Raw genomic sequence first — 14,019 nt, forward strand, 5'->3', positions numbered from 1 at the left:
TCTCCTCCAGGGTGCGGGGTGGCACTGCGGGGAGCACGCCTATGGCGCGCTCCCACCCCCATGCTACTTACCAGTAACCAAGTTGCCCAGTCCTCTTTGTTTTTTGGGCTCGGTTCGCCTGCCAGGCGTGCGGACGGGGAGAAGATCCGGCACCGCACCACCCGGCCCGTTTCCCTCGATCAAATAACCAGCGCTTTGGCCAGCAGGGGGGCCACCAGGTCCACCTGCCACTGGCGGGCTCCGTGGCCGGTCAGGGCCGCTGCCACGTTCTCCACCGTCGGGTCCTGCGGCGGTTCCCAGCAGACCCTGCGGACGGTGTCCGGGGTGATCAGGTTCTCCTGGGGCATGGTGATCCGCTCGGCGAGTTCCGAGACGGCCGCGCGTGCCGCCGAGAGCCGGGCCGCGGCTTCGGGGTCCTTGTCCGCCCAGGAGCGGGGCGGCGGCGGGCCCGTGAGGGGCTGGCCCGGCTGGGGCAGCTCGGTGTCGGGGAGGGCTTTCGCGCGATCGACGGCGGCCTGCCACTGTTCGAGCTGGCGCCGGCCCATCCGGTGGCCGAAGCCGGGCAGCGCGGTGAGCGCCTGCACCGTGGCGGGCAGGGACAGTGACGCCTCGACGATCGCGGTGTCGCTGAGCACCTTGCCGGGGGAGACGTCCCGCCGTTGGGCGACCCGGTCGCGGGTCGTCCACAGCTCCCGTACGACGGCCATCTGCCGGCGGCGGCGCACCTTGTGCATGCCCGAGGTGCGGCGCCAGGGGTCCTTGCGCGGGGGCGCGGGCGGGGCGGAGGCGATCGCCTCGAACTCCTGGTGCGCCCAGTCGAGCTTGCCCTGCCGGTCGAGCTCCTTCTCCAGCGCGTCCCGCAGGTCGACGAGGAGTTCCACGTCGAGCGCGGCGTACCGCAGCCAGGGTTCGGGGAGCGGGCGGGTGGACCAGTCGACGGCGGAGTGGCCCTTCTCCAGGGCGTACCCGAGGACGTTCTCGACCATGGCGCCGAGGCCGACCCGGGGGAAGCCCGCGAGGCGGCCGGCCAGCTCGGTGTCGAAGAGCCGAGTGGGGATCATGCCTATTTCGCGCAGGCAGGGCAGGTCCTGGGTGGCCGCGTGCAGGATCCACTCCGTACCGGAGAGGGCGTCGCCGAGGCCGGAGAGGTCGGGGCAGCCGACCGGGTCGATCAGCGCCGTGCCCGCGCCCTCGCGGCGGAGCTGGACCAGGTAGGCGCGCTGGCCGTAGCGGTAGCCGGAGGCGCGTTCCGCGTCGACGGCGACGGGTCCGGTGCCCGCGGCGAAGGCCGCGATCACCTCGGCGAGCGCCTCGTCGGTGGCGACCACCGGTGGAATGCCCTCGCGGGGCTCCAGCAAGGGGATCGGCGCCGCTTCGACGTCGTCCGGGGGAAGCGACACCAGCGACTGCCGTCGCGGGGCCCCGGTGGTTCGCAGTGCTGGCTCTGCTGCGGTCTCTTGGGCGTCGGTCACCTGTCAAGGGTATCTGTGAACGGACGGCGCCCGTCGACGGAACGTTCCGTCGACGGGCGGTGGGGGCGAGAAGCGGTCAGTGGCCCGGTCCGGTGGTGTGCCCGGTTCAGTGGATGATTCCGGTACGGAGGGCCACGGCGACCATCCCCGCCCGGTCCCCGGTGCCGAGCTTGCGCGCGATCCGGGCGAGGTGGCTCTTGACGGTGAGCGCGGACAGGCCCATCGAGACGCCGATGGCCTTGTTGGACTGGCCTTCGGCGACCAGCCGGAGCACCTCGACCTCGCGGCCGGACAGCTCCCGGTAGCCACCGGGGTGGTTCGGGGCGCCGGGAGGGCGGCGGTGCATCCGCTGGCCGGCGCCGAGGGGGGCGACGCCGGGGCGGCCGGGGTGGCCGATGTTGGTGCGGGTGCCGGTGACGACGTAGCCTTTGACGCCGCCCGCGAGGGCGTTGCGCACGGCGCCGATGTCGTCGGCGGCGGAGAGGGCGAGGCCGTTGGGCCAGCCGGCCGCCCGGGTCTCGGACAGCAGGGTGAGCCCGGATCCGTCGGGCAGGTGGACGTCGGCAACGCAGATGTCGCGCGGGTTGCCGACGCGGGGGCGGGCCTCCGCGATGGACGACGCCTCGATGACGTCACGTACTCCAAGGGCCCACAGGTGGCGGGTGACGGTGGAGCGGACGCGTGGGTCGGCCACGACGACCATGGCCGTCGGCTTGTTCGGGCGGTAGGCGACCAGGCTTGCGGGCTGCTCAAGGAGAACGGACACCAGGCCTCCTGGGGAAGGTGCGGTACGGGGCCGGCTGCGGGGGGTGAAGCCGGGGCGAACCGTGTGTGAAGGGTCATTGACCTCTTCGGCAGCAATCCCGCTCGCCTTTAGAGAATGATCACGAATTAGTGAGTAACAATTCGGGCAATTCGGATGCGTGATCGATCATCCTACGAGTGGTCCCCCGGGCGGGGGCGCCCGGCGGACGAGCGAGGGACGCCCGGCGGACGTGGTGTGGCGGAGCGGTGAAGGGGCGTGCGGTGCGGGCGGGCGTGCTGAAGGGCCGTCAGGGCGTCCGCGGGCCTCGGTCAGGCGATCCGTGGGCCCCTCGTCAGGGCGTCCGCGGGCCGCGCCGCTGGGGCAGTGACACCACGCCCGCGTCCCCCGTGCCCGGCGGTCCGCCCGCGCCCGGCGGCAGCCCGGCGACCTGGCAGAGCAGATCGCACCACGCGGTCAGATGGGCCGCCGTGTCGGGCAGCCCGCCCCGGCCCTCACGCGGGGTCCAGGACGCCCGGATCTCGATCTGGGTGGCCGGCCTGCGCTCCGCGAGCCCGCCGAAGTAGTACGACCCGGCCTGGGTGACGGTGCCGCTCGCCTCCCCGTACGACAGTCCGCGCGCCTCCAGCGCGCCCGTCAGCCACGACCAGCACACCTCGGGCAGCAGCGGGTCGGCGGCCATCTCCGGCTCCAGCTCCGCCCGTACGAGCGTCACCAGCCGGAACGTGCCCTGCCAGGCGTCGTGTCCGGAGGGGTCGTGCAGCAGGATCAGCCGGCCGTCCGCGAGATCGTCCTCGCCGTCGACCACCGCCGCCTCCAGGGCGTACGCGTACGGCGCGAGCCGCTTCGGCGGTGGGGTCGGCTCGATCTCGACGCCGGGGCGCAGCCGGGCCGTCCGCAGCGCGTCGACCGCCGAACGGAACGCGGGCGGGACGGAATCCCCCTCCCCGCCGCCCTTCCCCCCGGTGCCGTTGGAATGATCGGAAAACTGTCCCTGAGCCGCAGCCATGCGGGGAAGAGTAGGCGGAACCCGCGCCTCGCGCAGGGAGGGACACCCTGCCCGGGGCGGCGGCTTCCCCGTACATGGGAAGATTCTGTACGTGAGCGCCAACGAACGCCCCCCGGGCCAGCAGACGAAGACGTACGAATCGGCCTTTCTCAAGGCGTGCCGACGGGAACCGGTACCGCACACCCCGGTCTGGTTCATGCGTCAGGCGGGGCGCTCGCTGCCCGAGTACCTGAAGGTCCGCGAGGGCGTCGGGATGCTCGACTCCTGCATGCGGCCCGACCTGGTCACCGAGATCACGCTCCAGCCGGTACGGCGCCACAAGGTCGACGCCGCGATCTACTTCAGCGACATCGTCGTCCCCCTCAAGGCCATCGGCCTCGACCTGGACATCAAGCCGGGCGTCGGACCCGTCGTCGCCGAGCCCATCCGCACCCGCGCCGACCTGGCCCGGCTGCGCGACCTCACGCCCGAGGACGTCTCCTACGTCACCGAGGCCATCGGCATGCTCACCGGCGAGCTGGGATCCACCCCGCTCATCGGGTTCGCCGGGGCGCCCTTCACCCTCGCGAGCTACCTCGTGGAGGGCGGCCCGTCCCGCAACCACGAGCACACCAAGGCCATGATGTACGGCGACCCCGAGCTGTGGGCCGATCTGCTCGACCGGCTCGCCCGGATCACCGCGGCCTTCCTCACCGTGCAGATCGAGGCGGGCGCGAGCGCCGTCCAGCTCTTCGACTCGTGGGTGGGCGCCCTCGCCCCCGCCGACTACCGGCGCTCCGTGCTGCCCGCCTCCGCCAAGGTCTTCGACGCGGTCGCCCCGTACGGTGTCCCGCGCATCCACTTCGGCGTCGGTACGGGCGAACTGCTCGGGCTGATGGGCGAGGCGGGCGCCGATGTCGTCGGCGTCGACTGGCGCGTGCCGCTGGACGAGGCGGCCCGCCGGGTCGGCCCCGGCAAGGCGCTCCAGGGCAACCTGGACCCGGCGGTCCTCTTCGCCCCGACCCCGGCGGTGGAGACCAAGGCCCGGGAGGTGCTGGACGCGGCGGCCGGGCTGGAGGGCCATGTCTTCAATCTGGGCCATGGCGTGCTGCCGAGCATGGACCCGGACTCACTGACCAGGCTCGTCGACTATGTGCATACGCAGACCGCTCGCTGATTGGCCGAAAACCGCTGGTGGGGCGGGGGCGATTCATCCCGGGTCGGGGGTGGTGGGACTCGGGTCGGCCCCCGCCCCCGCGGCGGTCACCAGCCCGCCGCCCTGACGGCCGCCGTCGCCTTGCGCGCGGCGACCAGCACCGGGTCCCAGACGGGCGAGAACGGCGGCGCGTACCCCAGGTCCAGCGTCGTCATCCGCTCCACCGTCATCCCGGCGGTCAGCGCCACCGCCGCGATGTCCACCCGCTTCGCCGCCCCCTCCCGGCCGACGATCTGCACCCCCAGCAGCCGCCCGGTCCGGTGCTCCGCGAGCATCTTCACCGTCATCGGCGCCGCGCCCGGGTAGTAGCCCGCGCTGTTGGTCGACTCGACGGTGGTGCTCACGTACCGGAGCCCGGCCCTGCGGGCGTCCTTCTCGCGCAGCCCCGTCCGGGCGATCTCCCGGTCGCAGACCTTGCTGACGGCCGTACCGACGATCCCGGGGAAGACGGCGTAGCCGCCGCTCACGTTCGTGCCGATGATCTGGCCGTGCTTGTTCGCGTGCGTGCCCAGCGCGACATGGCGGGTGGCGCCCGAGACCAGGTCCAGGACCTCCACGCAGTCGCCGCCCGCCCAGACGTTCTCGTGGCCGCGTACCCGCATCGACAGATCGGTGAGCAGCCCGCCGTACGGTCCGACGGGCAGCCCGGCGGCGCGGGCGAGGGCCGTCTCCGGCTGGACGCCGATACCGAGGACGACGACATCCGCCGGATACTCGGCCTCCGCGGTGGCCACCGCCCGTACCCGGCCGTCCTCGCCGGTGCGGATCGCGGTCACCTCCGCGCCGCCCACGGTGGTGATGCCGAGGCCGTCCATCGCCTCGTGGACCAGCCGCCCCATGTCCGGGTCGAGGGTCGCCATCGGCTGCGCGTCACGGTGCACGACCGTGACCTCGTACCCGCGCTTCAGCAGCGCCTCGGCCATCTCCACCCCGATGTACCCCGCGCCGACGACGACCGCGCGGCCGCCCGTCGTCGCGGCCAGCGTCTCCAGCAGCGCCTGACCGTCGTCGAGGGTCTGCACCCCGTGCACGCCCGGCGCGTCGATCCCGGGCAGCGCGGGCCGTACGGGGCGGGCGCCCGTCGCGACGACCAGCTTGTCGAAGCCGGTCCAGCTCTCCCTACCGGCGTCCAGGTCGCGGGTGCGTACCCGCTGCCCCGCCAGGTCGATCTCCACGGCCTCCGTGCGGGTCCGCAGCCCGATGTCACGGGCCCGGTGCTCCTCGGGTGTACGGGCGATCAGCGCGTCCCGGTCGTTGACGTCGCCGCTCACCCAGTACGGGATACCGCACGCGGAGTACGAGGTGAAGTGACCGCGTTCGAACGCGACGATCTCCAGTTCGTCCGGGCCCCGGCCCCTGCGGGCCTGCGACGCGGCGGACAGGCCCGCCGCGTCGCCCCCGATGACCACCATGCGATCCGCCGCCATTGCGCGTCCCTCCGGTCCTGTTCATGAGGTCGTACCGGAGGGGAACGCTACGCGGGCGGAGCCGGTCGGTCCTCCTCGCGCCCCCGCCCGGCGGTTTCGGCGGGCTCCACCGGCTTCACCGGCTTCACCGGCTCCACCGGCTTCACCGGCTTCACCGGCTTCACCGGCTTGGCCCTCGGGGGCGCCGGAGCCCTGGCGGGCAGCAGCCCGCGCAGCAGCCGCCACAGCAGGAAGAGCGCCGCGAACACGGCGGCGAACGGCAGCACCGCCCCGAGGACCACCCCGATCCACCGCAACGTCGCGAGGAGCGCGTCCCAGCCGCCGCCCAGCGCGTCGAGGAACCCCGGATCCTCCGCCTTCCTCTCCTCCCGCACGACCGGGTTCTCGAAGAGCTCCAGGGTGATCGTCGCCAGTGTGGTGCGGTCCTTGAGGGACGCCTGCTGGGCGAGCAGCGACTCCAGCGCCGACTGGCGGCTGCTCAACTCGCCTTCCAGCGCCACCACATCGCTCAGCTTCGTGGCCCGGTCCATCAACTCCCGTACCCGCGCCACGCTCACCCGCTGCGAGGCGACCCGGCTGTCCACGTCCACCACCTGGTCGGTGACGTCCTCGGCGTTCGCCTTGCGCGACAACAGCCGTCCGGTGCCCGACAGTTCGGCCAGCACGGTGTCGTACGAAGCCTGCGGGACGCGCAGCACGATCCGCGAGGTCACCCCGCTGTCCTCGTCCCGTTCCGTCACCTCGTCCTGCACCAGGCCGCCGGCCGCCTCGGCCGCCGCCCGCGCCGTGGAGAGCGCCTTCGGTGTGTCCTCGACGCGCACGGTCAGCTCGGCCGTACGGATCACATGGACCCCGGCGGGAGCGGCGCTCTTCCCGTCCGCGCCCCGGGCCCCGGGCGCCGCGGAGGCACCGGACGCGCCGGACACGGCTGCGTCACCGGCCCCGGCCCCCGTCTCCAGGCCGGCCGCCTGCCCGCCCCGCCCCGCGTCGGGCCTCGCGACGCCCTTCGAGGACGCCTCGTCGGCGGTGCCCGCGCCGCATCCGGCGAGCGTGAGTGAAACGGTGAGCAGCGCCGCCGCGAACGCGGGCATCGCACGCATGGTCCCCCCAGGGAATTCGGTTGATGATGCCGGTTCGACGTACGAGTCCCCTGCGCGGGTTGCCGCCCCACGGTCCCGAAGCGGTCACGGTAGGGACTCGGTACGGATGGGGAGAACGCGTTTGAGAGAGTGAGCGCATGGAGTCGAGCGCGCAGCACGTGGACACGCATACCGGCCATGTCGTCGTCATCGGGGGCGGTATCGCCGGTCTCGCCGCCGCCCACCGGCTGCTGGGCACCGGGATCCGGGTCACCCTGCTGGAGGCCACCGACCGGCTCGGCGGCAAGCTCCGTACGGGCGGGATCGAGGGCGTCCCGGTCGACCTGGGCGCCGAGTCGATGCTCGCCCGCCGTCCCGAGGCCGTCGGCCTCGCCGAGGCCGTCGGGCTCGGACCGCTCCTCCAGCCGCCCACCGCCACCACCGCCTCCGTCTGGACGCGCGGCGCGCTGCGGCCGATGCCCAAGGGCCATGTGATGGGCGTGCCCGGCGACCCCGCCGACCTCGCCGGTCTCCTCTCCGAGGAAGGGCTCGCCCGGATCGCCCGCGAACCGGAGCTGCCCCCCACCGAGGTCGGGGACGATGTCGCGGTCGGCGCGTACGTCGCCGAGCGGCTCGGCCGCGAGGTCGTCGACCGGCTGGTCGAACCGCTGCTCGGCGGGGTCTACGCGGGCGACGCCTACCGCATCTCCATGAAGGCGGCCGTCCCCCAGCTCTTCGAAGCCGCCACGGCCCATGACTCGCTGCTGGCCGGCGTCCGTGAGATCCAGGAGCGCACCGCCGCCCAGCAGCGGGGCGGCCCCGTCTTCGCGGGCGTCGAAGGCGGCGTGGGCCGCCTCCCGGGCGCCGTCGCCGACGCCGTACGGGCCGGAGGGGGCGAGATCCTGCTGGAGACACCTGTCCTCGCCCTGACCCGTACCGCCGCGGGCTGGCACCTGCGCACCGGCCACCCCACCCGCCCCGATCTGCGCGAACTGACCGCCGACGGGGTGGTCCTCGCGACCCCCGCGTGGTCCGCCTCCGCGCTGCTCGCCGACGAGTCACCGGCCGCCTCCGCCGAACTCGCCGCGATCGAGTACGCGTCGATGGCGCTGGTGACGATGGCCTTCCGGCGCGCCGACACCGGCGCGCTGCCCGACGGCAGCGGCTTCCTCGTCCCGCCCGTCGACGGCCGCACCATCAAGGCGTCGACCTTCTCCACCCGTAAATGGGGGTGGGTCGACAAGGCCGCCCCCGACCTGTTCGTGCTGCGCACCTCGATCGGCCGGTACGGCGAGGAGGAACAGCTCCAGCGCGAGGACACCGAACTCCTCGACGTCTCCCTGCGCGACCTGCGCGAGGCGACCGGCCTCACGGCCCGCCCGGTCGCCCACGAGGTGACCCGCTGGACCGCCGGACTGCCCCAGTACCCGGTCGGCCACCAGGCCAGGGTCGCCCGTATCCGCGACTCCCTCGCCAGACTCCCCGGGCTGCGCGTCTGCGGCGCCGCGTACGACGGCGTAGGCATCCCCGCCTGCGTCGCGAGCGCCCGGCGCGCCGCGGACGAGATCATCGCCACGTCGACCCTGGCGCCGGGCACCGGACGCGGCGCGGGAGAATAGCCCCATGACTGCTGCTCCCGAGAAGATCCCGAACGCCGGCAAGAAGGCCAAGGACCTCAACGAGGTCATCCGCTACACGCTGTGGTCCGTCTTCAAGCTGCGCGACGTCCTGCCCGAGGACCGCACCGGTTACGCGGACGAGGTCCAGGAGCTGTTCGACCAGCTCGGCGCCAAGGACGTCACCGTACGCGGCACCTACGACGTGTCCGGGCTGCGCGCCGACGCCGATGTCATGATCTGGTGGCACGCCGAGACCTCGGACGAGCTGCAGGACGCGTACAACCGCTTCCGGCGCACCCGGCTCGGCCGCGCGCTGGAGCCGGTCTGGTCGAACATGGCGCTGCACCGCCCCGCGGAGTTCAACAAGTCGCACGTGCCGGCCTTCCTGGCCGACGAGACGCCCCGCGACTACATCAGCGTCTACCCCTTCGTCCGCAGTTACGACTGGTACCTGCTGCCCGACGAGGACCGCCGCAGGATGCTCGCCGACCACGGCAAGATGGCGCGCGGCTACCCTGACGTGCGCGCCAACACCGTGGCGTCCTTCTCGCTCGGCGACTACGAGTGGCTGCTCGCCTTCGAGGCCGACGAACTGCACCGTATCGTCGACCTGATGCGCCATCTGCGCGCGTCCGAGGCGCGGCTGTACGTGCGGGAGGAGATCCCGTTCTACACGGGCCGCCGCAAGTCGGTCGCGGACCTCGTGGCAGGGTTGGCGTGACGGAATGACGTGGTGGCCCGGTCCGTGACCGCACGGACCGGGCCACCCCACCCGGAAGATCAGACGAGCGGCGGCAGTTGCCTGCTGCGCGCACGCCCGTCCAGCGACACCGGGTTCGGCTCCGGGTTCCCATCGGCCGCCGGCCTGCGGAAACGCTGTGACCGCGGGGAAGAATCCTCATTCTTCCCCGGTCCAGCCGGTTCCGCCCCGATCGCGGCCGATGGAACCCGGGTCGGTGCGGTCAGCCGAGGACCGGGTAGTCCGTGTAGCCGAGGTGGTCACCGCCGAAGGACGTGGCGCGGTCCGGGGCGTTGAAGGGCCCGCCCGCGGCGAGACGCGTGGGCAGGTCGGGGTTGGCGAGGAAGAGGGCCCCGTAGGCGATCAGATCGGCGGTGCCGTCCTCGACCAGCGTCAGCTCCTCGGGTCCTGTGGGGTCCGTACCCGTGAACGGGTTGAGGACGAACGTGCCCGGCCACGCCTTGCGCAGCCGTACGACCAGGTCGCGCACCCCCTGCGCCTCCATCTGGTGCAGGTAGGCGAGGCCCAGCGGGGCGAGCGCGTCCACGAGGGCCGTGTAGGTGGCCTCCATGTCCGCCGGGTCGCTCTCGTCGATGTCGTTGTAGGGGTTGCCGGGCGAGATACGGAAGCCGGTCCTGTCCCCGCCGATGGCCTCGGCCACGGCCTTCGCGGTCTCGACGGCGAAGCGGATCCGCCGCTCGGGGCTGCCGCCCCAGGCGTCGTCGCGCCGGTTGGAGTTGGGCGCCAGGAACTGGTGGATCAGATAGCCGTTGGCGCCGTGCAGTTCCACCCCGTCGAAGCCCGCCTCGATCGCGTTGCGCGCCGCGGTGGCGAAGTCCGCGACGGTCTCCGCGATCTCCGTCTCCGTCAGTTCGTGCGGCGTGACGAAGTCCTGCGGCCCCTGGTGCGTGTAGACCTGCCCCTTGGCCGTGACCTCGGAGGGGCCCACGGGGGCGAGGCCCATGAGGCTGGGGTGGCCGACCCGGCCGGTGTGCATGAGCTGAAGGAAGATCGTGCCGCCCTCGGCGTGCACGGCGTCGGTGACCTTGCGCCAGGCCGCGATCTGCTCGGCGGAGTGGATCCCGGGGGTGTCCGGGTACCCCTGGCCGACGACGGACGGCTGGGTGCCCTCGGTGACGATCAGGCCGGCGCTCGCCCGCTGCGTGTAGTAGATCGCCATCAGCTCCGTGGGGGTCTGCCCGGGGCCGTAGGCGCGGCTGCGGGTCATGGGGGCCATCACGATGCGGTTCGACAGGCGGAGGCCGCCGAGGTCGTAGGGGGAGAAGGCCGTCGTCATGATCGGGTTCCTCTTCGGTTCGGGTGTCCGGCACCACGGTGATGCCATTACCTGTCCGAACAGGTAAATGCTCTGATCCATTCCTCGATCGTCGTGACCTGCGTCACTTTCCGTCGTGGGTGTGCTGGCAGTTCCGTACTCCGGTACGAAAGGGGGCGGCGGTAGAGTGTCCCTGTCCGGACAGTGACCAGCGTGAGGGGCCGTGAACGATGTGACGAAGCAGCCGGGCGCCGAGCCCTCCCAGGGGGTCGCTGGGGACAAGGGGGCGGCCGGGGACGAGGGGCCCGCCGTGGACGTGGCCCGCCCCCTCCTGCCGCCCTCGGTACAGGCGGGGCCCATGAGCCACGCGATCTTCCGCGTGGCCCGCCTGCACCGGATGCTCGCCGGACAACTCCTGCGCCGCGTGGGGCTGCACACCGGGCAGGAACTCGTCATGATGCAGCTCTGGGACCTCGGCCCGCAGCGTCAGACGGACCTCGTACGGCTGCTCGGCTCGGACGCGGCCACCATGACCCGTACGGTCAAGCGGCTGGAGAACGCGGGCTTCGTCCGCCGCCGGCCCAGCGAGACCGACCGGCGCGCCACCATCATCGAACCCACCGCGGCCAGCCTCGCGCTGCGCGTGGAGGTGGAACAGGTCTGGGCGGAACTCGAAGCCGCCGTCGCCGCCGGTCTGGGTACGGACGAGCAGAACGCCATGATCGGCGTGCTGGCCCGTATCGAGGACAGCCTCGGCGCGGCGGTCGAACGGCAGGCGCCCCTCGCCTAGAGTCTTCCGTTCCTTCCGCGCAGGGCGGCGCGGGTGTCGGCCGGTTCGAGCGAGATCGGGTTGGGTTCCGGGTGCGGTGCGCAGGTGGTGCGCCGTGCCGGGGTCCTTCCGCTCAGCAGGTACTCCTCCACATACGCGTTCACGCACGGGTTGTCGCCGCCCGAGACGCCGTGCGTACCGGCGTCCCGCTCGGTCACCAGCGCCGAGCCCGCCAGCCGCCGTTGCAGCTCCAGCGCCCCTTCGTACGGGGTGGCCGCGTCCCGTTCCGCCGCCAGGATCAGCGTCGGCGGGAGCTGCCCGGGGCGGGTACGGACGTCGACGGGCTCCTGCCGGGGCGCGGGCCAGTAGGCGCACGGCAGGTTCGTGAAGGCGTTGTCCCAGGTCTCGAACGGGGCGTGCGGCGCGAGCGCCGTGTTGTCGCGGTCCCACACCTGCCACTGGGTCGGCCACGGCGCGTCGTTGCACTCGACGGCGGTGTAGACGGCGTTGCCGTTCTCGCCGCTCGCGGCGGCCGCCGGGCGGGGCGTGGCCTGCGCGATCAGCGGCTCGGGGTTGCCCTTGACGTACTCGGAGAGCGCGGTGGCGCGCAGCGCCCAGTAGTCGTCGTAGTAGCCCGCGCCGAGCATCGCCGCCTGGAGCTGCCCGGGGCCGACCTTGCCGCCCGCGGGCTCGTGCGCGACCCCGGCGCGCACCTGCTCGTAACTCCTCTGCACCTGCGCGGCGTCGGTGCCCAGGTGGTACGTCGCGTCGTGCTTGGCGATCCAGGTCCGGAAGTCCTCCCAGCGCCGTTCGAACGCGGCCGACTGTTCGAGGTTGTTGCGGTACCAGATCCGGTCCGGGTCCGGGTCGACGGCGGAGTCGAAGACCATCCGCCGTACGTGCGAGGGGAAGAGCGTCGCGTAGACGGCGCCGAAGTACGTCCCGTACGAGGCGCCCATGAACGTCAGCTTCCGCTCGCCGAGCGCGGCGCGCAGGACATCGAGATCGCGGGCGTTGTTGAGGGAGTGGTAGTGGCGCAGGGCCTCTCCCGCGTGGTCCGCGCAGCCCCGCGCGTACGCCTTCGCCTCGGCGATCCGCTCCCGCTTGTACGAGGGGGAGGGGTGCGTGGGTGCCTGGGTCGGCGCCTTCGCGTGGTCCGCCGGGTCCTGGCAGGAGAGCGGCGCGGAACGGCCGACGCCGCGCGGCGCGTAGCCGACCAGGTCGTACGCGGCGGCGATCCGCTTCCACTGGGTCACCTCGGCGGCGAGCGGGAAGTACATGCTGGAGGCGCCGGGGCCGCCGGGGTTGAAGAGGAGCGCCCCCTGCCGCCGGTGGGCGGGGCCGCTCGCGGCGACGCGGCTGACGGTGAGGCCGATCGTGGGCCCGTCGGGCGCGGCGTAGTCGAGGGGGACCTCGACGGTGCCGCAGGTGACGGGGGCGGGCAGCTTCTCGGCCTCGGGGCACGCGCCGAACGTGACACCGGTGGCCGCGGCGCGCGCCGCGGCCCGGGCCACTCCGCGTGTCTCGGCGGTGGCGGGGGCGGTGGCCGGAGCGCTGTCGGCGGACGCGCCGTCCGCCGGGACGGCGACGAGGGCCGACAGGACCAGGGAGCCGAGGGTCGTCAGAGCCCCGTACTTCGCGACTGCTCTCATCGTGTTCCCTTCGTGCGTGCGGGGGAGCGGTCCGGAGATCCCCCGGAATCCGGGGGAGCGACGGCACGACGAGGGTCGGCAGCGGGCCGGGGCTTGGCAAGGACCGGTGGGCGGTGTCGGATGCCGATGACCCCGATGCGCCCCAGGGCCACTCCTGGGCACCGCCCGGCGTGCGGAACGGGTGGGGGTGTGCGAAGGGGCGGGGCGGTCCTGGGCGGCCGTGTTCTCGTACTCACCGACGCGGACCGGCGGGCGCTCTCTCCGCTGTTCTGGACCCACGGGAATCCGTATGGCCGGTTCGAGCTGGACATGAACACCCCGGGCAACGTGCGTGAGCGTCACCAGGGGTGTTGGCGGCAGTCATGGGAGGGATGCGTGCCTCCACCGGCCGCGGTGGTCAAGATGGCCGTGGCACTCGGCGCCACCGCGACCGTCATCAGCCGCACCCAGGACAAGCGCGACGACGCCCGCGAGCTCGGCGCTCACGACCTCATCGACTCCACCGGTACCCATCACATGGCTGCGGCGCGCGACGTGCTCGACATGTCCGACCTGGACTGAAGACAGTTGGCCGGGCCATGGCGTGCGGGCCGGACACCGGCGCACGAATGGCCCGGCAGCGTGCCCTGCTATCCCGTGCTCTGCGGCGACAGTCGCCGTGTGATCCGGTCGAACAACTCCGTCAACGGCTCGCCGACGTCCCGGCCGAACTCGGTCAGCCCGTAGGTGACCTGCGGCGGCGTCGTCGGCTCGACCTCCCGCCAGATCAGGCCGTCTTGGACCAGCGCCCGCAGCGTCTGGGCGAGCATCTTCTCGCTAATGCCCTGGATGCTCTCGCGCAGCTCGTAGAACCGAAGGCTTCTGCTCCGCAAGGAGATCAGTACCCAGACCCCCCATCTGCTGGTCACATGGTCGACCACACCGCGCGCGGGGCAGTCGGTGTGAAACACGTCATACCGCCCCTCCGCCTCAACGCCTCCACGCTGCACGCTTTCTGTCATGTCGTGAGCTTACTCAGA

At 72.7% G+C, this 14,019-nt stretch carries 13 protein-coding genes; 5 read left to right on the plus strand and 8 right to left on the minus strand.

Annotation, left to right across the window (positions count from 1 at the left end; translation table 11 throughout):
* Positions 1-179 precede the first annotated feature (179 nt).
* The 3 genes from ACIQ7D_RS21810 to ACIQ7D_RS21820 form a co-directional block, all read right to left on the minus strand.
* The gene (locus ACIQ7D_RS21810; protein ID WP_403939927.1) at positions 180-1,472 is read right to left on the minus strand and encodes an HRDC domain-containing protein; all 1,293 of its coding nucleotides are present in this window, start codon (positions 1,470-1,472) and stop codon (positions 180-182) included.
* A gap of 106 nt (positions 1,473-1,578) precedes the next feature.
* The gene (locus tag ACIQ7D_RS21815; protein ID WP_329823583.1) at positions 1,579-2,238 is read right to left on the minus strand and encodes a response regulator transcription factor; all 660 of its coding nucleotides are present in this window, start codon (positions 2,236-2,238) and stop codon (positions 1,579-1,581) included.
* A 331-nt stretch (positions 2,239-2,569) separates the two neighbouring features.
* Positions 2,570-3,244 carry a DUF3000 domain-containing protein gene (locus ACIQ7D_RS21820; protein WP_403939929.1) on the minus strand — a complete coding sequence of 225 codons (675 nt, stop codon included), beginning with the start codon at positions 3,242-3,244 and terminating at the stop codon, positions 2,570-2,572.
* A 91-nt stretch (positions 3,245-3,335) separates the two neighbouring features.
* On the opposite strand from ACIQ7D_RS21820, the gene hemE reads away from it, so the two are divergent.
* Positions 3,336-4,400 carry a uroporphyrinogen decarboxylase gene (gene hemE / locus ACIQ7D_RS21825; protein ID WP_403939931.1) on the plus strand — a complete coding sequence of 355 codons (1,065 nt, stop codon included), beginning with the start codon at positions 3,336-3,338 and terminating at the stop codon, positions 4,398-4,400.
* Positions 4,401-4,486: 86 nt separating this feature from the next.
* On the opposite strand, the gene ACIQ7D_RS21830 is transcribed toward hemE, so the two are convergent.
* Together ACIQ7D_RS21830 and ACIQ7D_RS21835 are read right to left on the minus strand one after the other, a co-directional pair.
* Positions 4,487-5,866, minus strand: a complete 1,380-nt coding sequence (locus ACIQ7D_RS21830; RefSeq protein ID WP_403939933.1) for an FAD-dependent oxidoreductase — start codon at positions 5,864-5,866, stop codon at positions 4,487-4,489.
* Positions 5,867-5,913: 47 nt separating this feature from the next.
* Positions 5,914-6,957 (minus strand): DUF4349 domain-containing protein, encoded by a 1,044-nt coding sequence (locus tag ACIQ7D_RS21835; protein WP_403939934.1) that lies wholly within the window; start codon positions 6,955-6,957, stop codon positions 5,914-5,916.
* A gap of 146 nt (positions 6,958-7,103) precedes the next feature.
* On the opposite strand from ACIQ7D_RS21835, the gene hemG reads away from it, so the two are divergent.
* Positions 7,104-8,564, plus strand: a complete 1,461-nt coding sequence (hemG, locus tag ACIQ7D_RS21840; protein WP_403939936.1) for a protoporphyrinogen oxidase — start codon at positions 7,104-7,106, stop codon at positions 8,562-8,564.
* Between the two features lie 4 nt (positions 8,565-8,568).
* Entirely contained in the window at positions 8,569-9,285 is a 717-nt protein-coding gene (hemQ, locus tag ACIQ7D_RS21845; protein ID WP_403939938.1) for a hydrogen peroxide-dependent heme synthase, read from the plus strand.
* 241 nt (positions 9,286-9,526) lie between these two features.
* On the opposite strand, the gene ACIQ7D_RS21850 is transcribed toward hemQ, so the two are convergent.
* Positions 9,527-10,600: an alkene reductase gene (locus ACIQ7D_RS21850; RefSeq protein WP_403939939.1), complete on the minus strand. Its 1,074-nt coding sequence runs from the start codon at positions 10,598-10,600 to the stop codon at positions 9,527-9,529.
* 337 nt (positions 10,601-10,937) lie between these two features.
* On the opposite strand from ACIQ7D_RS21850, the gene ACIQ7D_RS21855 reads away from it, so the two are divergent.
* Positions 10,938-11,369 (plus strand): MarR family winged helix-turn-helix transcriptional regulator, encoded by a 432-nt coding sequence (locus ACIQ7D_RS21855; protein WP_403940036.1) that lies wholly within the window; start codon positions 10,938-10,940, stop codon positions 11,367-11,369.
* On the opposite strand, the gene ACIQ7D_RS21860 is transcribed toward ACIQ7D_RS21855, so the two are convergent.
* Entirely contained in the window at positions 11,366-13,000 is a 1,635-nt protein-coding gene (locus tag ACIQ7D_RS21860) for an alpha/beta hydrolase (protein WP_403939941.1), read from the minus strand. The two genes, ACIQ7D_RS21855 and ACIQ7D_RS21860, sit on opposite strands and share 4 nt — an antisense overlap.
* Before the next feature lie 375 nt (positions 13,001-13,375).
* On the opposite strand from ACIQ7D_RS21860, the gene ACIQ7D_RS21865 reads away from it, so the two are divergent.
* The gene (locus ACIQ7D_RS21865) at positions 13,376-13,561 is read left to right on the plus strand and encodes a hypothetical protein (RefSeq protein ID WP_403939943.1); all 186 of its coding nucleotides are present in this window, start codon (positions 13,376-13,378) and stop codon (positions 13,559-13,561) included.
* A gap of 68 nt (positions 13,562-13,629) precedes the next feature.
* On the opposite strand, the gene ACIQ7D_RS21870 is transcribed toward ACIQ7D_RS21865, so the two are convergent.
* Positions 13,630-14,001, minus strand: a complete 372-nt coding sequence (locus ACIQ7D_RS21870; protein ID WP_403939945.1) for a winged helix-turn-helix transcriptional regulator — start codon at positions 13,999-14,001, stop codon at positions 13,630-13,632.
* Positions 14,002-14,019 lie beyond the last annotated feature (18 nt).

Source organism: Streptomyces sp. NPDC096310 (assembly GCF_044763125.1).
Classification (GTDB): domain Bacteria; phylum Actinomycetota; class Actinomycetes; order Streptomycetales; family Streptomycetaceae; genus Streptomyces.

What these genes read in the sequence shown, in the direction of transcription:
- ACIQ7D_RS21855 (WP_403940036.1), top strand. Translation starts at nt 10,938, where the DNA reads ATGAGCCACGCGATCTTCCGCGTGGCCCGCCTGCACCGGATGCTCGCC.
- ACIQ7D_RS21820 (WP_403939929.1), bottom strand. Translation starts at nt 3,244, where the DNA reads ATGGCTGCGGCTCAGGGACAGTTTTCCGATCATTCCAACGGCACCGGG.
- hemQ (WP_403939938.1), top strand. Translation starts at nt 8,569, where the DNA reads ATGACTGCTGCTCCCGAGAAGATCCCGAACGCCGGCAAGAAGGCCAAG.
- ACIQ7D_RS21860 (WP_403939941.1), bottom strand. Translation starts at nt 13,000, where the DNA reads ATGAGAGCAGTCGCGAAGTACGGGGCTCTGACGACCCTCGGCTCCCTG.
- hemG (WP_403939936.1), top strand. Translation starts at nt 7,104, where the DNA reads ATGGAGTCGAGCGCGCAGCACGTGGACACGCATACCGGCCATGTCGTC.
- ACIQ7D_RS21830 (WP_403939933.1), bottom strand. Translation starts at nt 5,866, where the DNA reads ATGGCGGCGGATCGCATGGTGGTCATCGGGGGCGACGCGGCGGGCCTG.
- ACIQ7D_RS21850 (WP_403939939.1), bottom strand. Translation starts at nt 10,600, where the DNA reads ATGACGACGGCCTTCTCCCCCTACGACCTCGGCGGCCTCCGCCTGTCG.
- ACIQ7D_RS21835 (WP_403939934.1), bottom strand. Translation starts at nt 6,957, where the DNA reads ATGCCCGCGTTCGCGGCGGCGCTGCTCACCGTTTCACTCACGCTCGCC.
- ACIQ7D_RS21870 (WP_403939945.1), bottom strand. Translation starts at nt 14,001, where the DNA reads ATGACAGAAAGCGTGCAGCGTGGAGGCGTTGAGGCGGAGGGGCGGTAT.